Source organism: Streptomyces sp. NPDC012825 (genome assembly GCF_042900925.1).
Classification (GTDB): domain Bacteria; phylum Actinomycetota; class Actinomycetes; order Streptomycetales; family Streptomycetaceae; genus Streptomyces.
In genome coordinates, this window is sequence record NZ_JBIBBZ010000002.1 from 80,148 (window position 1) to 101,628 (window position 21,481).

The following is a 21,481-nucleotide window of genomic DNA, read 5'->3' on the forward strand; positions in this document are numbered from 1 at the left end:
TGGGTGGGGCCTAGGTTCGGGGAGTCGTCTTGGTCGTCGTGGGGGTGGGTCGTCGTGGGTCGTCGTCGGGGTCGGGTGCTGGTCGCTTGTGGTGGGGTGCTCGTCGGGCTGCTCGGGGTCGGTGCGTGTGGGACCGCCGATGCCGAGGGGGCCGCTGTGGAGAGGAAGAGCTTCGCGTTCGACGGGGGTGGGCTCGTCGTCGACTCCGACAACTCGCGGTTGGTGATCACGCCCGCCGACGTCGACGACGTGCGGGTCGAGCGGCAGGTCGACGGGTGGGTGTTCATGGGGTCCGGGCCCGAGGCGAGCTGGAAGCTGGTCGACGGGCGGCTGACGCTGCGGGTCGAGTGCGACGCGGTCGCCTCGAACTGCGCGGCCGTGCACCGGATCCAGGTGCCCCGGAAGGTCGCCGTCTCCGTCGAGAGCGACAACGGGGACGTGACGGCCGAGGGGTTCGCCACGCCCCTGAAGGTGCGGACCGACAACGGGGACGTGCGGGTGCGGAAGGCCGGCGCGGCGCTCGACCTCGGCAGCGACAACGGGGGCGTCACCGTCGACGCCGGCACCACGTCGGCCGACCTGAGCGTCCGGACCGACAACGGGGACGTCCGGCTCGCCCTCGGAGCCGTACCCCGGAAGGTCGACGTCGTCACCGACAACGGCGGCATCACCGTGGAGGTGCCGAAGGCCGAGTACGCCGTCGACGGGAGCAGCGGGAACGGGGACGTGCGGGTCGACGTGCCCCGGAACGACGGGAGCGGGCACGGGGTGCGGGCCCGTAGCGAGAACGGGGACGTCACCGTCCGTACGGTGAACTGACCGGCCCGTGTGTTCGTCCTTACCGGGTGGGAGAATGGACCCGGACCGGGCACGGCGGACACAGCACGGGGAGAGTACGTGGCGGCGAGCGATACGAGGAGCGCGTCGGCGCCCGGGATTCCTTCCGCGTTCCGGCTGGCGCTCCTGTTGCCGCTGGTGGTGGGGGCGGTGCTGCCCGGTGCCTTCGCCGGGGGCGGCACCCGCCGCTGGTTCGGCGGGCGGGGAGAGGGCCAGCGGGCCGAGGCGCAGGCCGCGAAGGACGCCGCCGCGGCCGCGTTCTACGAGCTCGACACCGCCCAGCGCGGGCTGCGCATCTCGATAGAGACGATCACCGCCGTCGACGGCTCGCCCGAGGCGCTCCGCGCCGTCGAGGGCTTCGAGGTGCTCGGGCACCGCATCGACGAGGTCAGCCACGTGTACATCACCGCCGTCGACGCCCACGACCTCGACCGCGACGAGCTGGACGCCGCCACCGCCTCCCGGGCCCGCGCCGAACTCGGCCGTGCCAAGGACGAGCTGGACCGGGTGAAGGGCGAGCTCGACCGGTTCGAGGCCGGGCTCGCCCCGCTCCTCGGGCGCGCCGAGACCCAGCTCGCCCGGCTCGCGCCCGCCGTCGAGCGCGCCCGGCAGGCCCTGCGCGGCGCGAGCGACGCCCTCGACGCCGTGCGGGAGGGCGGGCTGCGCGCCGACGACCTCGCGCTGCGGCTCGCCCGGCTCGGGCCCGAGCTGACCCGGCTCAACGAGGGCGCGGGCCGGCACGGCGTCCCCGAGACCCTCCAGCGGGCCGACCGGGTGCTGCGGGACGCCGAGGCCGTACGGGCCGAGGCCGAGCGGCTGCCCGAGCGCGCCGCCGAGATCGACCGGCGCCTCGTCTCCCTCCGTACCCGCGCCGAGGCCCTGGCCACCCGTACCGGAGGCGTCGAGCCCGTCCTGTCCGAGCTGCGGCGGCGGTTCTCCCTCGACTGCTGGCAGGACCTCCAGCACGTGCCCGAGCACGCCGCGACCAGCCTCGGGCAGGCCGGGGAGCGGCTCGCCGAGGCCGGGAAGGCGCGGGCCGACCAGCGCTGGCCCGACGCGACCTCGCTGCTCTCCACCGTCCGCGCCCTCCTCGACGCGACCGACGAGGCCGTCTCGGCCGCCGGTGAGCGGCTGCGCCGCCTGGAGGCCGTCGCGAAGGACCCGAACGCCGAGGTCGACCGCGCCCGGTTCGCCGTACGGGACGCCCAGCGGCTCGCCATGGACGGGCGGACCACCCCCGACCCGCGCCACGCCGCGCCCCTCGACCGGGCCGTCGCGCGCATCGACCGGGCCGTCGCCTCCCTGGAGGGCCGCCACCCCAACTACTGGCACTTCCTGACCGAGCTGGAGGACGTCCGCGCCACCGCCGCCCGGGTCGTCGGGCAGATCCGGGAGGAGCGGGGAGGCGGCGCCGGGCATTGAGCGGTTCGGCCGACGGGGCAGTCCGTGGAGCAGCCTCTAACCTGTCCCCATGCCTCGTTACGAATACCGCTGCCGCACCTGCGGAGACACCTTCGAGCTCAGCCGTCCCATGGCCGAGTCCTCCGACCCGGCCGCCTGCCCCGCCGGGCACGACGACACCGTGAAGCTGCTGTCGGCCGTGGCCGTCGGCGGAAGCGCCGCCGCCGCCCCCGCGCAGGGCGGCGGGGGCGGCGGTTGCTGCGGTGGGGGTTGCTGCGGCTGATCTCCCCGAAAGGGGTCTCAGCCCGCCGCTGCCGCCCTGAAGCGGCGCAGGATCTCCTCCCCCGCCGCGACCCCGCGCTCCGCGAGGACGTCGAGGTGGGGGGCGGTCCAGTCGCTGTCGGCCAGTTCGCCGTGGCCCGGGCGCCAGGCCCGGTCCGCGGCGAGCAGCAGGTCGGCGTCGAGGAGGGAGTCCCCGGCCGCCAGGGTGAGCGCGGCGCCGGTGCGGCGGGCGAGCTCCCGGACGGCCGCGCTCTTGGTGAGCGGCTTCGGCACCGCGTACACCTTGCGGCCCTGGAGGGAGACGGTCCAGCCGCGCTCTCCCGCCCAGTGGCCGAAGAGTTCCAGCCAGCCCTCGGGGAGCAGGTCCCGCTCGATGACCAGGTAGGTGAAGAGGTCCTCGGCGACCCGGTGCTTGCGCACCCAGGACTGGTCCGTGGTGGCGGAGAGGTACGCGCGGACCTCGGCGAGCGGGGCGCACTCGCCGGCCAGCCGGTCGAGGACGGAGGCGTGCCAGTCCCCGTCGGAGACGCCGTCGACGAGGATGTGCCCGCCGTTGGCGCAGATCGCGTACTTCGGCGCGGCGCCGGGGAGCCGGATGCGCTGGTACTGCTTGCGCGTCCGCGTCGTGGTGGGCACGAAGACGGTCTCGTCGGCCAGTCGCGTCAGGAGGGCGGCCGCGTCCTCGGTCATGTAGGAGAGCGGCCTGGACTCGTGGACCTCGACGCAGAGCAGCCGGGGCGCGTCCGCGTCGGGCATGCCGAGAGCGAGGGCCGCGGACGAGTAGATGAGGGTGCGGTCGAGGTCGCTGGCGACCAGGACCGGGGGCGCGGTCCGGGCCTGGGCCTGGGCCTGGGCTTGAGTCTGATCCTGGTCCTGGGCCCGGTCCTGGTTCTGATCCTGGTCCTGGGGCGCGGTTCCGGCCCGGTCCCGGGTCGTGTCCGTCGTCGTGTTCACTGCGACGCCACCGCCTTGCCGTCGGCGCCCGTCGCGCCCCTGGTGTACTTGGGGTGGATCAGGCCCACGCAGCTGTACGGGAGGTCGTCGACCTCCTCGACCGGTACGCCGCGCTGTTCGGCGAGCAGCCGCACGTGCGCGAGGTCGGCGTCGGCGCCCCGCTTGGCGAGGATCTTCCAGGGGACGCGGCGGAGCAGGACGCGGGTGGTCTCGCCGACGCCCGGCTTGACCAGGTTGACGTCGTGGATGCCGTACTCCTCGCTGATCCGCTCCACGGCCGCCCAGCCCTCCCAGGTGGGGTCGCGGTCGGCGGCCAGGAGTTCCTTGACGTCGGTGTCGACGGTCGCGGCGACCTCGTCGAAGCGGGCGGCGACGGCGTCCAGGAAGGCGCCGGAGACGTCGGAGCCGGCCAGCTCGCGGTAGAACTTGGCGCCGTGGAAGTCGTCCGGTCCGACGAGGTCGGGGCGGAGCACGGTCCGGGAGATCAGGCCGGAGACCGTGGAGTTGAGGCAGGCGGAGGGGATGAGGAAGTCCTCGCGCGTGCCGTAGGTGCGGACGCAGGAGCCGGGGTCCGCGAGGACCGCGATGTCCGGGTCGAACCCGTCGAAGTCCTTGAGCGCCTCGGCGAGTTCGCGGGTGATGGCGCCCTTGCCGGTCCAGCCGTCGACGAAGACGACGTCGGCGGGGTCGTGGTGGGCGGCGAGCCAGCGCAGCGCGTTGGCGTCGATGCCCCGGCCGCGCACGATCGAGACGGCGTAGTGCGGCAGTTCGAGGCCGTGGCGGGCCCGGGCCCAGCGGCGCATGAGGACGCCGACGGGGGTGCCGGCGCGGGCGAGCGAGACGAGCACGGGGGTGCCGGCGCGCTCGGCGAGGACGGTCTCGGTGACGGTGCCGACCGCGCGGGCCATCCGGGCGGCGGAGCTCTCCAGGGCGGTGTGGAAGAACTCCTGGTAGCGCTCGCTGGGCTGGTATTCGACGGGCAGCGACTCCGCGTAGTGGGCGCCGCCGCTCTGGATGGCCTCCTCGCGCTCCTCGGTGGGTGCTTCGAGTTCGACGTCCGAGAGGTCCTGGAGCAGCCAGCCGACCTCGTCGGGTGCGTACGAGGAGAAGGCGGGGCCGCGGAGGGGCTCGGGCAGCATGGAGCTCCTTTCGGGAGCTTCGGGAGCTTCGGTGGCTTCGGTGGCGGTGGCGGATGTTTCGTCGGCTCCGCCGTTCTCGACGGGGCGCGCGGTCCCGGCGGTTCCGGGCGCGTACGAGGGGATCACGGCGAGCACCACGTGCGGCACCTGTTCCGCGAGCCGGGCCAGGAGGCCGTCCGGGGCGTGCAGGGCCGGGGTGTCGGCGGCGGAGTCGACGACGAGGACGGCGGCGTCGAAGCCCGCGCCCGCCACGTTGTAGGCGTAGCGCTCGCCGGGGCCGTCGGCCGGATCGTCGTGGGCGGGGAAGACGAGCCGGGTGCGGATCGCGTAGCCGGGGTCGTCGACGGCGAGGACGGGCGAGCGGGTGGTGGTGGAGTAGCGGACGTCGTGTCCGGCCTCCTCCAGGGCGGTGCCGAGGCGCAGCGGCGCGTACATCAGCTCCTCGAAGCCGAGCACGAGGACGCGGCCGGTGCCGGGAGAGCCCCGCAGGGCCTCCTCCGCTCCGGCCGCGAGGGCCGGAAGGGCGGCCTCCAGGCGCTCCCGGTGCTCCGGCGTGAAGCCGTGCCGCCCGCCGTCGGGCAGGTCCCGGGGCCAGTCGAGGCGGGCCCGTACGAAAGCGGGCGCCGGGGGTGCGGCCTCCGGTTCCCGTACCGCCTCGTGCTCCGCCACCAGGGCCCGGCCCTTCTCCAGGACCCCTTCCGGGAGGCGTACGGTGCCGGCCGCGCGGGCGATCAGGTCGACGCGGGCGCCGATCTCCCCGGCGAAGGCGTCCAGGCGGTCGTGGTCGGCGGCCGAGCGCATGTCGACGAGGGCGACGACGACGTACCGCTCGCGCGGGTGGCGTTCGTGCAGGTCCCTGATGGTGTTGAGGACGGTGTTGCCGGTGGAGAACTCGTCGTCGACGAGGACGAGGGGGCCGTCGCCCGCCAGGAGCTTCGGGTCCTCGGGGAGCAGCAGGTGCGAGGTGGCGTGGGAGTGGGACTCCTCGAAGCCGCCCGCGCGGGCGACGCCGGCCACCGGGCGGCGGGTGGAGTGGAGGTACGGGGCGAGGGCGAGGCCGTCGGCGACGGCGTGGCCCAGGGCGGTGGCGGTCTCCGCGTAGCCGAGGACGACGGCGCGGGCGGCCTCCTCGTCGCCTAGGAGCGCCCGGACGCGCCGGCCGAGGTCGAGTCCCGCGCCGTACACCACCGAGGGGCGCTGGGGCACGTGCTTGCCGAGCACACTGGAGACGAGCAGGTGCGCGCGCTTGGGGTTGCGGCGCAGTGCGAGCCCCAACAGGGCCGGCAGCTCCTCGTCGCCGATCAGTTCGACGCCCAGTCGCTCCGCGACCCACGTTCCGGTCCACACCACGTCGTCGACGTCCCTTCGTCAGCCGGACAGTCCGGCGGTGAGCAGCTCCACGAAGCCGACGTCCTCCTTGGCGACGCCGAAGACCTCGGCGCGCAGCAGGATGCGTTCGGCCCACGCGCGGTGCGGCTTCACTTCGTTCATCTTGTTCGTGTACGCGGAGCGGAGCACCCCGCCGCCGCCCCGCTCGGGCCGCAGGATGTCCTGGGCGTCGGTCCACTCCTCGTGGCTGACCACGGAGAGCGCGTGCACCGGCAGCACGTGGGTGGGGTGGATGCAGGTCTTGCCGAGCAGGCCGTTGGCGCGGTCGAGTTCGATCTCGCGCAGCAGGCCGTCGAGGTCGTGCTCGATGAGGGCGGTGCGCAGGTCCTCGGCGCTGCCCTCCAGGAAGGGGCTGCGGCGCAGCTGGGGCTTGAACATGCGCTCGCCGGGCCGGAAGTACTCCCAGACGGGTCCGGTGATGGTGAAGCCGGTGCCGTCGGCGCGGCCGAGGACGTTGACGACGTCGGAGATGACGTGGGCGACGACCTTGATGTCGTACGCGGTCATCTCGGGCGAGCGGCGGAGGCCGTAGGCGGAGCAGAAGTCGGTGACGCCGAGGCGCAGGGCGAGGACGTGGTCGCGGTACTTCTCGGTGATCGAGGCGATGCCGGCGAGGGTCTCGCCCCGGGTCTCCAGGTGGAGGAGTTCGGGGGACTCCAGGACGGGCATGGCGAAGAGGCGCCTGCCGCTCGTCCGCTCGGCCTCGACGAGCGCTTCGAGGAAGGCGTGGCCGCGGTTCTCGGTGAATTTGGGCAGTACGAATCCGGACAGCAGGTGAATCGTTTCGCCCAGGCGGTCGACGAGGGCGGTGATCTGGGCGGGCTCCCGGACGCGGATGAAGAGCAGGGGTGTGTCCGTCCCGTCGGCGGCGAGCTCCGCGAACTCCCGGACGAGGTTGTCCTCGCCGGCCTCGACGTCGGCGTCGCTGATGGAGTCCTCCAGGCAGAGCACCATGGAGACCACGCCGCGGGCGGCCTGTTTGCGCACGGCGGCGGCGAGCCGCGGCCGGGTGGCCGGACTGTAGAGCGTGGCGCCCAGGGCCGTGGCGAGCGTGCGCGCGGGCGACGCCGCCGTGAACTCGGCGGGTTCCCGGTGGAACAGCCCGGCCCGCTTCACGGACGGGATGTGCCCGAAATGACGCATATGAATGTCCCGTCTGCCGTGCCGTGTCCTGGCGACACGTGGCCGGTAATAGTACGTAGATGCGGGTGTCCCCGGCTCCCCCAGCGTATGAAATCCGGGTAACCCCTCCGCGTCCGTCGGTCTCGTCCCGGTCTCGGTACCGCCCCCGCGTTGTCCGGGGGTCGGCCGGGAGGGCAGGATTGCGGTCATGACGCACGCGATGCTGAAGGGCTCCAACGTCCCTCTCGACACCGCGGCCGTACGGGCCGTGCTCCGCTGGACCCCGGGCCCCGGGGTCCCCGACGTGGACGCCTCGGCCCTGCTGCTCGGGCCCTCCGGGCGCGTGCGGTCCGACGAGGACTTCGTCTTCTACAACCAGCCGCGCCACCCCTCGGGGCTCGTGCGGCGGCTGCCGAAGAAGCGGGACGCCTCGGGCCTGACGGACACCGTCGAGGCCGACCTCGGCGGTCTGGACGCCTCGGTCGACCGGGTGGTGGTCGCGGCCTCCTCCGACGGCGGCACCTTCCGCTCCGTCTCCGACCTGCGGATCCTGCTGTACGACGCCACGGGCCCCGGGCGCGAGCCGCTGGCCCTGTTCGAGGTGACGGCGGAGACCGGCGAGGAGACGGCCGTCATCTGCGGCGAGCTGTACCGGCGCGGGGACGGCTGGAAGTTCCGCGCGGTGGGACAGGGCTATCCGACGGGTCTCGTGGGCCTCGCCACCGACTTCGGCATCTCGGTCGACGAGGACGCCCAGGAAGACGTCCAGGAGAGCCGGGACGGGCTTCCCGGGGCCCCGGAGGCCGTGCGCGCCCCGGACGGCGCCCCGACCGGCTCCCCGGCCCACGGAACACCCGCCGCCGGCTCCCCCGACCTCGACATGACCGTCGTCCACCCTCCCGTACCGTCGCGGCCCGCGGTGCCGCCCCGGCCGGACCGGGCGCCCTCCTACGGCTACCCCCAGGAGCCGGTGAACGTCCCGGCCCCCGCGTACGGCTATCCGCAGCCGGTGGGCGCTGCCGAGCAGAACCCGTCCCCGGACTTCCGGATGCCGCCGATGGGTCCCCAGTTCGTCAGGTCCTGACGTCCTCCGGACGGGCACCGCGCCCGCCCTTCAGGTCTTGGTCTTGTAGCCGCGGCCCCACTGGAGGCCCCAGCCGTACAGCCGGTCCAGCTCCGCCTGGAAGCCGTACACGAACCGCACCTCGCGCCGGACCGTCAGGTCGCCCTTGACGTTCTCCAGGGAGAAGACCGCGCAGGAGCGGGCCTGCGGGGCGCGCTCGTCGAGTTCGATCTCGATCCGGGGGCCGTTGCTCGGGTAGAGCGTGACCTTGGCGTGGGTGCGGTCGAAGGCAGGCGTCTGGTCGTAGATGTAGACGAAGAACAGCAGCCGCTTGATCGCGTCGCGCTGGTCCAGGTTGACGAAGATCGTCTCACCGGAGGAGCCGCCGAAGCGGTCGTCCCCGCTCAGCTTCACGTACGGGGCGGTGTTCAGGTCGCCGAAGAAGTTGCCCAGCGGCTGCACCACGCCCTTGGAGCCGTCGGCGAGCTCGTAGAGGCAGCCCAGGTCGAGGTCGACGTTGACCATGCCCTGGGTGTGGGCCTGGACGACCTCGGGCCTGAAGAGCTGGGAGGGGTTGCGCAGCAGCCGGCCGCTCCGGCGGGAGCGGCCCTCGATGTCGGAGGTCCGCATCCGCCAGGAGAGGTTCACCCGGAGGTTGCCGGTGGCGGCCCCCTGTTTGCTGAGCGAGACGGACGGGCGCCGTTTCGTCAGGTCGATCGCGTTCGACACGGCGTTGCCCGAGTCGAACTGGGCCGCCCTCCCCGCGAACAGGTTGTCCCAGAAGGCCATGCCGCCCCACCCCCACCACTCGTCTGCGTCCGCACATGCCCGCGGGGCGGCCGGGTGCTCCGGCCGCCCCGCAGTGAAGCGTTCCTCGTCGCCGGGGGTGTCACACCCTCGGGGTCACCTCTGTCTTGTCTCCGGGGGAACCGCCCCCGGCCGCCGCGATCGCCTTGTTGCGGCGGACTGACGACCAGAAGGACAGGGCGATCAGGATCACGCCGATGGAACCGGTGATGAGTTCGCTGATCTCGTGCTGGATGGTGACGAGCAGGATGACGGCGAGCGCGCCGATCGCGTAGTGGGCGCCGTGCTCCAGGTAGACGTAGTCGTCCAGGGTGCCCTCACGGACCAGGTAGACCGTGAGCGAACGGACGTACATGGCGCCGATGCCGAGGCCGAGCGCCATCCAGAAGATGTGGTTGGTGATGGCGAAGGCGCCGATGACGCCGTCGAAGGAGAACGAGGCGTCGAGGACTTCCAGGTACAGGAACAGGAAGAACGCGGCCTTGCCGGCGAGGCCGACCGCCGAGACGGGCTTGCCCTCGGCCCTGGCCTTCTCCTCCTCCTCGTGCTCGCGCTCCTCCTCTTCCTCCAGCTTGTTCTCGAAGAAGCCGGAGAGGCCGCCGACGACGAGGTAGGTGATCAGACCCGCGACACCGGAGAGGAGTACGGTCGCGGACTTGTCCACGTGGCCGACGCTGGTGTGCGCGTGCGTCGCGAAGGTCATCGCCGTGACGAGCAGGGCGATGAGGGCGACGCAGACCGACAGCATGTCGACCTTGCCGAGCTTGGCCAGCGGGCGCTCCAGCCAGGCGAGCCACTTGATGTCGCGGTCCTCGAAGATGAAGTCGAGGAAGATCATCAGGAGGAACATGCCGCCGAAGGCGGCGATCGCCGGGTGGGCGTCCGTGACCAGCGCCTCGTACCGCTCGGGCTCGTCCAGGGCCAGCTGGACCGCCTCGATCGGGCCGACCTTGGCGCTGATGGCGACGATCGCGACGGGGAAGACCAGCCGCATGCCGAAGACCGCGATCAGGATGCCGACCGTGAGGAAGATCTTCTGCCAGAAGGCGTTCATCTTCTTCAGGATTCCGGCGTTGACGACCGCGTTGTCGAAGGACAGCGAGATCTCGAGGATCGACAGGATCAGAACGACCCCGAACGCCTCCCACCCCCACTGCCAAGCGGCGAAGGCCAGGCCGATCGCCGTGATGGCGAACGACCAGCCGAAGGTTTTCAGAACCACTGTCTACCCCATCGTGAAATTACATGGCTTTACGAAACGTTGACCCCGAAGTCTAGAGCGATGCCCCGCAGCCCGGACGCGTACCCCTGGCCCACCGCCCTGAACTTCCATTCGCCGTTGTAGCGGTAGAGCTCGCCGAAGATCATCGCCGTTTCGGTCGAGGCGTCCTCGGAGAGGTCGTAGCGGGCGAGCTCCTGACCGTCCATCTGGTTGACGACACGGATGAAGGCGTTGCTGACCTGGCCGAAGCTCTGGCCGCGGTTGTCGGCGTCGTGGATCGAGACCGGGAAGACGATCTTGTCGCAGTGGGCCGGCACCTTGGTGAGGTCCACGATGAGGGACTCGTCGTCCCCGTCACCCTCACCGGTGAGGTTGTCACCCGTGTGCTCGACGGAGCCCTCGGGGCTGCGGAGCTGGTTGTAGAAGACGAAGTACTCGTCCCCGAGCACCCGGCCGGCCTGGCAGAGCAGGGCGCTGGCGTCGAGGTCGAAGGGGGCTCCCGTGGTGGAGCGCGCGTCCCAGCCGAGCCCGACGAGGACCTGGGTGAGGTTGGGTGCGGCCTTGGAGAGGGAGACGTTGCCTCCCTTGGCGAGCGTGACGCCCATGGTTCTTTTCCTCCCCGGTGGATGATGAGGCACGTCCGGCGCCGCACTTCCGCGTGCGGCGCCGGACGGTTCGTGCGGGTTCGGCTCAGACGTTGACGCCGAAGTCCTGCGCGATGCCGCGCAGGCCCGAGGCGTAGCCCTGGCCGACGGCGCGGAACTTCCACTCCGCGCCGTGACGGTACAGCTCGCCGAAGACCATCGCGGTCTCGGTCGAGGCGTCCTCGGAGAGGTCGTACCGGGCGATCTCCGCGCCGCCGGCCTGGTTCACGACGCGGATGAACGCGTTGCGCACCTGACCGAAGGACTGCTGGCGGTTCTCGGCGTCGTAGATCGAGACCGGGAAGACGATCTTGGCCACGTCGGCCGGCACGCCCGCCAGGTCGACCTTGACCTGCTCGTCGTCGCCCTCGCCCTCACCGGTGAGGTTGTCACCGGTGTGCTCGACGGAGCCGTCGGCGCTCTTCAGGTTGTTGAAGAAGACGAAGTCCTGGTCGTTGCGGACCTTGCCCTCCTCGCTCACCAGGATGGCGCTGGCGTCGAGGTCGAAGTCCGTACCGGTGGTGGTGCGGACGTCCCAGCCCAGACCGACGGTCACGGCGGTGAGGCCAGGGGCCTCCTTGGTCAGCGAGACGTTGCCGCCCTTGCTGAGGCTGACTCCCACGAGTCCCTCCATAGGTTTCCAGGGGCAGCGCCCCCAGTCGTGCGTTGGCATCGGATCAACGTCTGGATCCTAGTGACGGGTTCCCGGTCGAAACAGTCGATTCGCCCGGTGAATCCGCGGGTGTCGGACCCCGAGCCCTTCCGGAACCCCGCCGGGCCGCTCAGAGGGCTGCCAGCGCCTCGACGTAGGCGGCGGTGTCGCGGGCGTCAGGGAGGGCGTTGACGACGCTCCAGCGGACGGTTCCCGCCTTGTCGACGACGAAGGTGCCGCGCACCGCGCAGCCCTTGTCCTCGTCGAAGACGCCGTAGGCGCGGGAGACCTCGCCGTGCGGCCAGAAGTCGGAGAGCAGCGGGAACTCCAGGTCCTCCTGGTCGCCGAAGACGCGCAGGGTGGGGACGGAGTCGGCGGAGACGGCGAGGAGCTGGGTGTCGTCGTTGACGAACGCCGGGAGGTGGGCGCGGAGCTCGCGCAGCTCGCCGGTGCAGACGCCGGTGAAGGCGAAGGGGTAGAAGAACAGCAGGACGTTCTTCCCGCCGCGGAAGTCGGTGAGCCGCACGGTGCGCCCGTGGTTGTCCTTGAGTTCGAAATCCGGGGCCTCGGTGCCGACCTCGATCGCCATCGCGTGCGCGTCCCTCTCGACGGGGCCCGCGGCGCCGGGCCGACGGAACCCGGGCCCTGGGCCGAAACGGTGAACCCCACCCTACGCCCGTACGGGAAGCCCCTGCGCGTGGGTGAGGACCCGCGCCCGGGCCCGTACGCGAAGACCCCCGCCGGACCGGGTCCGGCGGGGGCTCGTCGTGCGTGGGTGATCAGCGCTTCGGGGTCGCCAGGCGGGTGCCCGCCCAGTCCTTGGCGACGACGATGCTCTTGGTCTGGGAGAGACCAGCGGTCTGCGCGGCATCGTTGATGTCGCTCGGCTCGATGTAGCCGTCGCGGCCGGTCTTCGGCGTCAGCAGCCAGATCACGCCGCCGTCCTCCAGAAGACTGATGGCGTCCACCAGGGCGTCGGTGAGATCGCCGTCCTCGTCGCGGAACCACAGGACGACGCCGTCGGCGACGTCGTCGTAGTCCTCGTCCACGAGGTCGGCCCCGATGATGGACTCGATGCCTTCACGGAGATCCTGGTCGACGTCGTCGTCGTAGCCGATCTCCTGGACCACCTGTCCGGGCTCGAACCCCAGCCTGGATGCCGGGTTGGTCCGCTCCTCCGCGTGGTCCGCGGTCGCGCTCACGGCTTGCCTCCTGCTCATTCGGAAAATGCTGTGGGCCACGCGTGTGCGCGCGGCGCTGGCCGTAGTCCACACGTGCCGGGGCGGATCGCGCAAGTACCCGGCCCCGGAGACCGCCGAAACGGTGACGTTTGGGGCCGTCTCGCCGCAACTTCCGGCATGGTCGGACCCCCTCCGTGATCAGGTGCGTGCGATTCCTCCGCTTTCGAGGACTTCCGACTCCTCAGTCTGCCGAACGCCCGGACGAAACGCATGCGCGGCTTGGGCGTAAGGTTGCGATTTGACCGCACCCGGGCCCCTGGAGGACGCCCCCGAGGGTTACCCCTCGGTAAAGATGACGTCTGGTGTCGGCGGGGTACACGATGGACATCCCGACCACCCCGTGGCCCCGTGACCACCCCGAACAGCGAAGGAAGAGCGTGGCTCCCGGATCCGATCGCAACCCGATCATCATTGGCGGCCTTCCCAGCCAGGTCCCGGACTTCGATCCGGAAGAGACCCAGGAATGGCTCGACTCCCTCGACGCTGCCGTCGACGAGCGGGGCCGGGAACGGGCTCGCTACCTCATGCTCCGCCTGATCGAGCGCGCCCGCGAGAAGCGCGTGGCCGTGCCCGAGATGCGCAGCTCGGACTACGTCAACACCATCGCCACCAGGGACGAGCCCTTCTTCCCGGGGAACGAGGAGATCGAGCGCAGGGTCCTCAACGCCACCCGGTGGAACGCGGCCGTGATGGTCTCGCGCGCCCAGCGTCCGGGCATCGGCGTCGGCGGTCACATCGCGACCTTCGCCTCCTCGGCCTCCCTCTACGACGTCGGCTTCAACCACTTCTTCCGCGGCAAGGACGAGGGCGACGGCGGCGACCAGATCTTCTTCCAGGGGCACGCCTCCCCCGGCATCTACGCCCGCGCGTATCTGCTCGACCGGCTGAACGAGGCCCAGCTCGACGGCTTCCGCCAGGAGAGGTCGAAGTTCCCGAACGGCCTCTCCTCCTACCCGCACCCGCGGCTGATGCCGGACTTCTGGGAGTTCCCGACGGTGTCGATGGGCCTCGGCCCGCTCGGCGCGATCTACCAGGCCCGGATGAACCGCTACATGGAGGCGCGCGGCATCGCCGACACCTCCAAGTCGCACGTGTGGGCGTTCCTCGGCGACGGCGAGATGGACGAGGTGGAGTCCCTCGGCCAGCTGTCCATCGCGGCCCGCGAGGGCCTGGACAACCTCACCTTCGTCGTCAACTGCAACCTCCAGCGGCTCGACGGCCCGGTGCGCGGCAACGGCAAGATCATCCAGGAGCTGGAGTCGATCTTCCGGGGCAACGGCTGGAACGTCATCAAGCTCATCTGGGACCGCTCCTGGGACCCGCTGCTCGCGCAGGACCGGGACGGCATCCTGGTCAACAAGCTGAACACCACCCCGGACGGGCAGTTCCAGACGTACGCCACGGAGACCGGCGGCTACATCCGGGACCACTTCTTCGGCGAGGACCAGCGGCTGCGGGCCATGGTCGAGGGCATGTCGGACCAGCAGATCCTGCACCTGGGGCGCGGCGGCCACGACCACCGGAAGATCTACGCGGCCTACGCGGCGGCCAAGGCCCACGCCGGCCAGCCGACCGTGATCCTGGCGCAGACCGTCAAGGGCTGGACGCTCGGCCCGAACTTCGAGGGCCGCAACGCGACCCACCAGATGAAGAAGCTGACGGTCGACGACCTCAAGCGCTTCCGCGACCGGCTGCACGTCCCGATCACGGACAAGCAGATCGAGGAGGGCCTGCCCCCGTACTACCACCCCGGGCGGAACTCCGAGGAGATCCAGTACATGCACGACCGCCGCGAGGCCCTCGGCGGGTACGTCCCGACCCGGGTCGTGCGGGCGCAGCCGCTGGAGCTGCCCGACGACAAGGCCTACGCGGCGGCCAAGAAGGGCTCGGGCCAGCAGTCGATCGCCACCACCATGGCGTTCGTCCGCATCCTGAAGGACCTCATGCGGGACAAGGAGATCGGCAAGCGCTTCGTGCTGATCGCCCCCGACGAGTACCGCACCTTCGGCATGGACGCCTTCTTCCCGAGCGCCAAGATCTACAACCCGCTGGGCCAGCAGTACGAGGCGGTGGACCGCGAACTCCTCCTCGCCTACAAGGAGTCGCCGACCGGCCAGATGCTGCACGACGGCATCTCCGAGGCCGGCTGCACGGCCTCGCTGATCGCCGCCGGGTCCGCGTACGCCACGCACGGCGAGCCGTTGATCCCGGTGTACGTCTTCTACTCGATGTTCGGCTTCCAGCGGACCGGCGACCAGTTCTGGCAGATGGCCGACCAGCTGGCGCGCGGCTTCGTCCTCGGCGCCACCGCCGGCCGCACGACACTGACCGGTGAGGGCCTCCAGCACGCGGACGGTCATTCCCAGCTCCTCGCTTCCACCAACCCGGCCTGCGTCGCCTACGACCCGGCGTTCGGTTTCGAGATCGCGCACATCGTCAAGGACGGTCTGCGCCGGATGTACGGCCCCGAGGCCGAGGACGTCTTCTACTACCTGACGGTCTACAACGAGCCGATCCAGCACCCGGCCGAGCCGGAGGACGTGGACGTGGAGGGCATCCTCCAGGGCATTCACCGCTTCAAGCCGGCCGAGACGGGCGCGATCCCCGCGCAGATCATGGCCTCGGGCGTCGGCGTGCCGTGGGCGGTCGAGGCCCAGCGGATCCTCGCCGAGGAGTGGAACGTGCGGGCCGACGTCTGGTCCGCCACCTCCTGGACCGAGCTGCGCCGCGAGGCCGTGGCCGTCGAGGAGCACAATCTGCTCCACCCGGACGAGGAGCAGCGCGTCCCGTACGTGACGCGCAAGCTCCAGGGTGCCGAGGGTCCGTTCGTGGCGGTCTCGGACTGGATGCGCGCGGTGCCGGACCAGATCTCCCGCTGGATCCCCGGCACGTACACCTCGCTGGGCGCGGACGGCTTCGGCTTCGCGGACACGCGCGGCGCGGCCCGTCGCCACTTCCACATCGACGCCCAGTCGATCGTCCTCGCGGTGCTGACCGAGCTGGCCCGCGAGGGCAAGATCGAGCGGTCGGCCCTGAAGCAGGCCGTGGACCGCTACCAGCTGCTCGACGTGGCGGCGGCGGACCCGGGCGCGGCGGGCGGCGACGCGTGAGCCGTACCCCGTGAGGGGGGGCGAGGGGCGGTGGGGCCGACGGCTCCGCCGCCCCTCGCCGTTTTCCCCGCCACGGTCCCGGGCCGCGCCTACCGCTCCCAGATCTTGAACGCTCTGACCTCGTGGGGCGACTGCGGCACCCAGGTCCCCTTCCCCGGGTAGGTCTCGAACTCGCCCGTCTCCGCGCACTCGGCGGACTGGTAGGTGGTGACCGGCCGCCCGGTGCGGTTCGCGAGGGACTGGGCCGAGGTGCCGGCCGGCAGGGGGACGCAGCTGTCGACGTCGGTCGTGGCCAGCTCGTGGGTCCGGACCCCGCCCTTGAAGTCGGGCCTGGGCCAGAGGCAGAGCTTCCCGGGGCCGCAGGCGCCGAGCTTCGGGCCCGAGGCGGTAAGGGTCATGGCGGCGGGTGCGGCCGTGACCGGCAGGGCGGCGAGGAGGAGGACCGCCAGGACGGCGGTCGTGAGGAATCGCTTCGCGTGTCGCTTCGTCAGCGGTCGCGTCATCGGCAGTCGCTTCGTCAGCGGTCGCTTCGTATACAGGTCGCGCATGGCACTGAACCCCCGGTTTCGTCACTCTCTGTGATCAGAACTCTGCCGGAGGTCACCCCCCGTTGAGAAGGGGGCCAAAGCTTCTTCACCCGAACGGGCGACGGCCCCCACCGGACCGGAGGCGGTGGGGGCCGTGCGGAGAAGGGAACGGGCGGGTCAGATGTGGGCGCCGCCCATGCCCGCCTCCGCGTTCTCGCCGCGCTTGGTCAGCAGGGCGACGACCGCCGCGACGACCGCGACGACACCGGCGACGGTGAAGGCCAGGCCCATGCCCTGGAGGAAGGTGTCGTGGATGACCTTGGTGATCACCTGGACGAGGTCGGGGGTCATCCCGGGCGCCTTGGCCAGCTCCGGCGGGGCCATGCCGAACTCGGCGGCCTGCTCCAGCTGCGGGTTGGGCGGGGCCGGGATGCCGGCCGCCTTCCAGTTGTCCGCGAAGACGCCGGAGACCTTGGAGGACATGACGGCGCCGAGCACGGCCGTGCCGAGCGCGCCGCCGACCTGCATGGCGGCCTGCTGCAGGCCGCCGGCCACGCCGGAGAGCTCCAGCGGGGCGTTGCCGACGATGACCTCGGTGGCGCCGACCATGACCGGGGCGAGGCCCAGGCCGAGGAGGGCGAACCAGAGGGACATGGCGAGGGTGCCGGTGCCGGCGGAGAGCGTGATCATGCCGAACATCGCGGCGGCCGTACAGACCATGCCGCCGACCAGCGGCACGCGCGGGCCGAACTTGGTGATCAGCGCGCCGGCCAGCGGCGAGGAGACGATCATCATCGCCGTCAGCGGCAACAGGTGCAGACCGCTGTCGACCGGGCTGAGCCCCTTCACGCCCTGGAGGTAGAAGGTCACGAAGAACAGGCCGCCCATGAAGGCGAAGGCCATCAGGACCATCAGCACCACACCGGCCGAGAGCGGTACGGAGCGGAACATGCCCAGCGGGATGAGCGGCTCCTTGACCTTGGTCTCCCAGACGGCGAAGAGCGCGAAGAGGAGCACCGCGCCGAGCAGGCAGCCCCACGTCCTGCCCCCGCCCCAGCCCCAGGACTCGCCGGCCTTGATGAGGCCCCAGACCAGGGTGCCCATGGCGCCGGAGAGCAGCAGGATGCCGAGGACGTCGAAGGAGCGCGGCGCGTTCTCCGCGCGGTGGTCCTTCAGGATCACCAGGCCGAGGACGAGCGCGACGACGCCGACCGGCACGTTGACGAAGAAGACGGACTGCCAGCTGACGTGCTCGACGAGCAGGCCGCCGACGATCGGGCCGCCGGCCGTCGAGGCGCCGATGACCATGCCCCAGATGCCGATGGCCATGTTCAGCTTCTCGGCGGGGAAGGTGGCACGCAGCAGGCCGAGCGCCGCCGGCATCAGCAGGGCGCCGAAGAGGCCCTGGAGGACGCGGAAGGCGATCACGGCGCCGATGGAGTGCGAGAGGCCGATCGCACCGGAGGCGGCGGCGAAGCCGGCGATGCCGATGAGGAAGGTCTGCCGGTGGCCGAAGCGGTCACCGAGCTTGCCGGCGGTGATCAGGGCGACGGCGAGCGCGAGCAGGTAGCCGTTGGTGATCCACTGGACCTGGGCGAGCGTGGCGCCGAGGTCCTCCTTGATGGCGGGGTTGGCGATCGCGACGATCGTGCCGTCGAGCGCGACCATCATCACGCCCACGGCGACGGCGAACAGGGTCAGCCAGGGATGGCCGCGCAGTCCCTTCGCCGGACCCGGCACGGGTCCCGGGGTGCCCCCCTGGCCCTGCGGGGCCTTTTCCACGGTGGTCTGACTAGTCATACACCGAGGCTAGTGACAGTCGCTGACAATTGACAAAGCGATTCACGCGTCGGTAACTGTCACGTAGCTCACAGGTACCCTGAGCTGGACGAAACCCCCGCAAAGCATCTGTGGTGCCGGAAAAGAGGATCCCGAGGTGACCCTGCCCGGTCTGCGCGAGCGGAAGAAGCAGCGGACGCGTGACGCGCTGATCCGGGTGGCCCTGGAACTCTTCACCGACCAGGGGTACGAGCGGACCACCGTCGACGAGATCGTCGAGGCCGTCGAGGTCTCCCAGCGCACCTTCTTCCGCTACTTCTCCTCCAAGGAGGAGGTCGCCTTCGCCGTCCAGCAGATGGTGGAGGAGCGCTTCGTCCGCTCCCTCGCGCAGCGGCCCCCGGACGAGAGCCCCCTCGACGCGCTGCGCAACGCCGTCCTCTCCTCCTGGGACACCATCGGCGAGGCCATCACCGCGGTCGTCCCGGTCGGGCTGTACCTGCGCACCTTCCAGCTGATCGAGTCGACGCCCGCGCTGCTCGCCGTCCATCTGCGCCGCTCCACCGAGATGGAGGAGACGATCGCCCGGATCGTCGCCGAGCGCGAGGGCGTCGACGTGGACGCGGACCCCCGGCCCCGGATCGTGGTGGCCGCGTTCAGCGGGGTGATGCGGGTGACCGGGCAGATGTGGGGCCGGGGCGCGGACCAGAGCCTGGAGGCCATCCGCGCGCTGACCGAGCAGTACCTCGACCACCTCGGCCCGGCACTGGCCCCGCACTGGCGGGACCCGGGACGGGGCCGGTGCGGCGAGGGGCGGCCGCGCCCTCCAGGGCCTGTCCGGCCATGATCCGCCGGACAGGCCCCGGGGGCCCGTACGGAGACGTCTCCCGGAGGCCCCCGGTTCCCGGTCGCGCGAAGGCGTGACCTGCGTCCCACCTGGTACGGAACCGTCCCCGCCGCCCCGTAGGGTGGCGGCCCGTGACACCTGTCGAGACCCCGTCCGCCCACGTCGCCGCGCGTGCCCTGCTCGCGCTCGTCGTCGTGCTCGTGCTCCTCGCGACCACCGGGTGGACCACGATCCGGCACCGGCCCGTACCGGGGCCCTCCCGCGAGGCCGCGCTCGCCGCCTGGGCGCACGACCGGGTCGGCGGCCGCCCGCTGCCCGACCCGGCGGCCCCGCCCCGTACCGTCGCGGCGTTCTTCGCCGGGCTCGGTCCGGCGGGCGGGGCCCGGCTCGCCGCGCGGCACCCGTTCGTCGTCGGCAACCTCGACGGCGCCCCGGTCGCCCTGCGCTACCGCGCCAACCGGATCGGCCTCGCGCGCGCGTACGGCGCCGAGCGCGGCAGGGCCGACGACCCCCGGCTCTCCCCCGAGGGCCGGCACGAGGCGCGGCGCCGGGTCGACCGCTTCGCCTCCCTGCTGCGGCCGGGCCGGCAGATCCTCGCGTTCGACCCGACGGGGACGGGACGGGCCGCCGAGGTCCTCGGGGACCTGGAACGGGCCCGGCGCGTCTCGGTGGTCGTGCCCGGAGTCGACACCGACCTCCTCACCTTCCAGCGGACCCACGGCCGGTACGGGGCGCCCGTCGGCATGGCACAGGCCCTCTACGACGCCGAGCGGCGGACCGCGCCCGGGACCGGGGTCGCGGTGATCGCCTGGGCCGACTACACCGCGCCCGCCGGGATCGGCATCGACGCGCTGACCGGCCGGCTCGCCGGGGCGGGCGCCGCGCGGCTCGTCGGACTGACCGAGGCACTGCCCGGCAACGCCCGGGTGGCGCTCTTCTGCCACAGCTACGGCTCCGTGCTCTGCGGGGCCGCCGCGCCCCGGCTGCCCTCCCGGGTCACGGACGTGGCCGTCTCCGGCAGCCCCGGCATGCGCGTGGAGCGGGCCGCCGACCTGGCCACCACGGCCCGGATCTGGGCGATGCGGGACGCCGACGACTGGATCGCGGACGTGCCGCACCTGGAGGTGGGCGGGCTCGGACACGGAGCGGACCCGGTGGCGCCCGAGTTCGGCGCGCGGCTGCTCTCGGCGGACGGGGCCGTCGGGCACAGCGGCTATTTCACGCCGGGGACGGTGAGCCTCGGCAACTTCGCCGCGATAGGCGTCGGCGCCTACCCGCGGCTGGTCTGCGCACGTGCCGACAGCGCTTGCCACGACGGAATATCCGGTGCGGAAGGGCTGCGACGCGCGTAGATCCCGTAATTTCAGGACCTTTCACAGGGGCGACGCCGGGGCGGGCGCCGCTTACGATGAGGCGCATGGGTGATGTGCTGGCCGGAATTCATGCCGCCTGGGAGTTCGAGAGCGACGCCCTCGTCATCCGTTTCGAACGGGGGATCCGCACGCCGAAGCTGTTCCAGGCGCTGCGCGAACGGCGCGTACCGTACGAAGCGCTGGCGTCCGTGACGCTCACGCCGGGGAAACGGGGCACCGTCGTACTGCACGCCGTGCCGCGGCCGGGTGCCGATCCGCTGATGGAAGCGGCCGCGGGGCAGCTCAAGGAGAGCTCCGATCCGTACCGGCTCGTGCTGCCGGCGGACCGGGAGACGCTCGCCGAGTACTACCGGGACGAACTGCGGGCGCTCCTGCCGCCGGAGCCGGGGGCCGCGGGGGCCGCCGGACACGGCGGGGACGCTCCGTACGACGGACTCGGCGCGCTCGGCGGACCCGGCGGACCCGCCCCGGGCGACGGACCCGGCGCGTTCGACGGGCCGGAGGAGCCGTACGGGGCGGGCGGGGCGGGCGGGGCCGTGACGCCCGCCGAGCGGTTCCTCGTGGCACCGCCGTCGGGGCCGCTGTCCTTCAAGGCGTACGACGGGAAGGCGAGCTTCGACGGCAGTTCGGAGGTCGCGTTCCGCTGGTTCTGGACGGGGGCGTCCTCGGAGAAGTGGAAGGCGGGCGACCAGACCTTCTCCGTACGGGACCTGTGCGGGGTCGAGTGGCGCTCGCCCGACGTCTTCGACGGGCACCTGCGGCTGCTGTTCCGGGACGGCGGGCCCCGGCCCACCCAGCCCGACCACGACCCGGCGTCCCTCGTCTTCGGCCTCGGCTACGGGCTCGTCCACGAGTCCCTGCCCTTCGCCGCGGCCGTCCTCGCGGCGATCCGCACCTCGGACCGCGCCCCCGTACCCGTCGGCTCCCGTACCCCCGGGGTGGTGGCCGAAAGGATTCGGCACCTGGGCGAGCTGCACCGGGCGGGCCTGGTGACGGACGAGGAGTTCTCCGCGAAGAAGGCGGAGTTGCTCGCGGAGCTCTGAGACCGCCGGGGTCCCGGCGCCCGGCCCCTCGGGGACGTCCCGGGTCATACCC

The 21,481-nt window shown here is 72.0% G+C and carries 19 protein-coding genes; 8 read left to right on the top strand and 11 right to left on the bottom strand.

Going from position 1 to position 21,481, the window contains the following annotated elements:
* The first annotated feature begins 156 nt into the window (after window positions 1-156).
* The 3 genes from ACFY7E_RS05945 (at window position 157) to ACFY7E_RS05955 (ending at window position 2,521) form a co-directional block, all read left to right on the top strand.
* Entirely contained in the window at window positions 157-819 is a 663-nt protein-coding gene (locus ACFY7E_RS05945; protein WP_389481259.1) for a DUF4097 family beta strand repeat-containing protein, read from the top strand.
* 78 nt (window positions 820-897) lie between these two features.
* Window positions 898-2,259, top strand: coding sequence for a hypothetical protein (locus ACFY7E_RS05950; protein ID WP_389481262.1), 1,362 nt, complete (start codon window positions 898-900; stop codon window positions 2,257-2,259).
* A 49-nt stretch (window positions 2,260-2,308) separates the two neighbouring features.
* Complete coding sequence (locus tag ACFY7E_RS05955; RefSeq protein WP_389481264.1) at window positions 2,309-2,521, top strand: zinc ribbon domain-containing protein; 213 nt, start codon at window positions 2,309-2,311, stop codon at window positions 2,519-2,521.
* A gap of 17 nt (window positions 2,522-2,538) precedes the next feature.
* Here the strand turns inward: ACFY7E_RS05955 and ACFY7E_RS05960 are convergent, their stop codons facing one another.
* The 3 genes from ACFY7E_RS05960 to ACFY7E_RS05970 all read right to left on the bottom strand — a co-directional run bounded on the left by ACFY7E_RS05960 (window position 2,539) and on the right by ACFY7E_RS05970 (window position 7,145).
* Window positions 2,539-3,336: an HAD family hydrolase gene (locus tag ACFY7E_RS05960; protein ID WP_389482186.1), complete on the bottom strand. Its 798-nt coding sequence runs from the start codon at window positions 3,334-3,336 to the stop codon at window positions 2,539-2,541.
* A gap of 134 nt (window positions 3,337-3,470) precedes the next feature.
* Window positions 3,471-5,963 (bottom strand): phosphoribosyltransferase, encoded by a 2,493-nt coding sequence (locus ACFY7E_RS05965; RefSeq protein ID WP_389481266.1) that lies wholly within the window; start codon window positions 5,961-5,963, stop codon window positions 3,471-3,473.
* Window positions 5,964-5,981: 18 nt separating this feature from the next.
* Entirely contained in the window at window positions 5,982-7,145 is a 1,164-nt protein-coding gene (locus ACFY7E_RS05970; RefSeq protein WP_389481268.1) for an HpcH/HpaI aldolase/citrate lyase family protein, read from the bottom strand.
* A gap of 187 nt (window positions 7,146-7,332) precedes the next feature.
* On the opposite strand from ACFY7E_RS05970, the gene ACFY7E_RS05975 reads away from it, so the two are divergent.
* Window positions 7,333-8,208, top strand: coding sequence for a TerD family protein (locus tag ACFY7E_RS05975; RefSeq protein WP_389481270.1), 876 nt, complete (start codon window positions 7,333-7,335; stop codon window positions 8,206-8,208).
* 30 nt (window positions 8,209-8,238) lie between these two features.
* Here the strand turns inward: ACFY7E_RS05975 and ACFY7E_RS05980 are convergent, their stop codons facing one another.
* From ACFY7E_RS05980 to ACFY7E_RS06005, 6 genes are all read right to left on the bottom strand, one after another.
* Window positions 8,239-8,976, bottom strand: coding sequence for a Tellurium resistance (locus ACFY7E_RS05980; RefSeq protein WP_389481272.1), 738 nt, complete (start codon window positions 8,974-8,976; stop codon window positions 8,239-8,241).
* 100 nt (window positions 8,977-9,076) lie between these two features.
* On the bottom strand, window positions 9,077-10,216 hold the full coding sequence (locus tag ACFY7E_RS05985; protein WP_389481274.1) for a DUF475 domain-containing protein: 1,140 nt from the start codon (window positions 10,214-10,216) through the stop codon (window positions 9,077-9,079).
* 29 nt (window positions 10,217-10,245) lie between these two features.
* Window positions 10,246-10,821, bottom strand: a complete 576-nt coding sequence (locus tag ACFY7E_RS05990) for a TerD family protein (RefSeq protein WP_062756017.1) — start codon at window positions 10,819-10,821, stop codon at window positions 10,246-10,248.
* An 85-nt stretch (window positions 10,822-10,906) separates the two neighbouring features.
* The gene (locus tag ACFY7E_RS05995; protein ID WP_053647320.1) at window positions 10,907-11,482 is read right to left on the bottom strand and encodes a TerD family protein; all 576 of its coding nucleotides are present in this window, start codon (window positions 11,480-11,482) and stop codon (window positions 10,907-10,909) included.
* A gap of 160 nt (window positions 11,483-11,642) precedes the next feature.
* Window positions 11,643-12,101, bottom strand: coding sequence for a peroxiredoxin (locus ACFY7E_RS06000; RefSeq protein WP_389481276.1), 459 nt, complete (start codon window positions 12,099-12,101; stop codon window positions 11,643-11,645).
* A gap of 190 nt (window positions 12,102-12,291) precedes the next feature.
* Window positions 12,292-12,714 (bottom strand): DUF3052 domain-containing protein, encoded by a 423-nt coding sequence (locus ACFY7E_RS06005; protein WP_030210767.1) that lies wholly within the window; start codon window positions 12,712-12,714, stop codon window positions 12,292-12,294.
* 416 nt (window positions 12,715-13,130) lie between these two features.
* On the opposite strand from ACFY7E_RS06005, the gene aceE reads away from it, so the two are divergent.
* Window positions 13,131-15,863 carry a pyruvate dehydrogenase (acetyl-transferring), homodimeric type gene (gene aceE / locus ACFY7E_RS06010; protein WP_389481279.1) on the top strand — a complete coding sequence of 911 codons (2,733 nt, stop codon included), beginning with the start codon at window positions 13,131-13,133 and terminating at the stop codon, window positions 15,861-15,863.
* Window positions 15,864-15,952: 89 nt separating this feature from the next.
* Here aceE and ACFY7E_RS06015 read toward each other — a convergent pair whose 3' ends face one another.
* Entirely contained in the window at window positions 15,953-16,366 is a 414-nt protein-coding gene (locus ACFY7E_RS06015; RefSeq protein ID WP_389482188.1) for a peptidase inhibitor family I36 protein, read from the bottom strand.
* A gap of 201 nt (window positions 16,367-16,567) precedes the next feature.
* Window positions 16,568-18,190 carry an MFS transporter gene (locus ACFY7E_RS06020; RefSeq protein ID WP_389481281.1) on the bottom strand — a complete coding sequence of 541 codons (1,623 nt, stop codon included), beginning with the start codon at window positions 18,188-18,190 and terminating at the stop codon, window positions 16,568-16,570.
* A 136-nt stretch (window positions 18,191-18,326) separates the two neighbouring features.
* Here ACFY7E_RS06020 and ACFY7E_RS06025 point away from each other — a divergent pair, with 136 nt between their 5' ends.
* The 3 genes from ACFY7E_RS06025 (at window position 18,327) to ACFY7E_RS06035 (ending at window position 21,429) form a co-directional block, all read left to right on the top strand.
* Window positions 18,327-19,013, top strand: coding sequence for a TetR family transcriptional regulator (locus ACFY7E_RS06025; RefSeq protein WP_389481283.1), 687 nt, complete (start codon window positions 18,327-18,329; stop codon window positions 19,011-19,013).
* Between the two features lie 131 nt (window positions 19,014-19,144).
* A complete protein-coding gene (locus tag ACFY7E_RS06030; protein WP_389481285.1) occupies window positions 19,145-20,365 on the top strand; it encodes an alpha/beta hydrolase in 1,221 nt (406 codons plus the stop codon).
* Between the two features lie 65 nt (window positions 20,366-20,430).
* Entirely contained in the window at window positions 20,431-21,429 is a 999-nt protein-coding gene (locus ACFY7E_RS06035) for a DUF4429 domain-containing protein (protein ID WP_389481287.1), read from the top strand.
* The last annotated feature ends 52 nt before the right edge of the window (window positions 21,430-21,481 follow it).

What these genes read in the sequence shown, in the direction of transcription:
- ACFY7E_RS05955 (WP_389481264.1), top strand. Translation starts at nt 2,309, where the DNA reads ATGCCTCGTTACGAATACCGCTGCCGCACCTGCGGAGACACCTTCGAG.
- ACFY7E_RS05970 (WP_389481268.1), bottom strand. Translation starts at nt 7,145, where the DNA reads ATGCGTCATTTCGGGCACATCCCGTCCGTGAAGCGGGCCGGGCTGTTC.
- ACFY7E_RS05975 (WP_389481270.1), top strand. Translation starts at nt 7,333, where the DNA reads ATGACGCACGCGATGCTGAAGGGCTCCAACGTCCCTCTCGACACCGCG.
- ACFY7E_RS05980 (WP_389481272.1), bottom strand. Translation starts at nt 8,976, where the DNA reads ATGGCCTTCTGGGACAACCTGTTCGCGGGGAGGGCGGCCCAGTTCGAC.
- ACFY7E_RS05990 (WP_062756017.1), bottom strand. Translation starts at nt 10,821, where the DNA reads ATGGGCGTCACGCTCGCCAAGGGAGGCAACGTCTCCCTCTCCAAGGCC.
- ACFY7E_RS06000 (WP_389481276.1), bottom strand. Translation starts at nt 12,101, where the DNA reads ATGGCGATCGAGGTCGGCACCGAGGCCCCGGATTTCGAACTCAAGGAC.
- ACFY7E_RS06015 (WP_389482188.1), bottom strand. Translation starts at nt 16,366, where the DNA reads ATGACGCGACCGCTGACGAAGCGACACGCGAAGCGATTCCTCACGACC.
- ACFY7E_RS06020 (WP_389481281.1), bottom strand. Translation starts at nt 18,190, where the DNA reads ATGACTAGTCAGACCACCGTGGAAAAGGCCCCGCAGGGCCAGGGGGGC.
- ACFY7E_RS06035 (WP_389481287.1), top strand. Translation starts at nt 20,431, where the DNA reads ATGGGTGATGTGCTGGCCGGAATTCATGCCGCCTGGGAGTTCGAGAGC.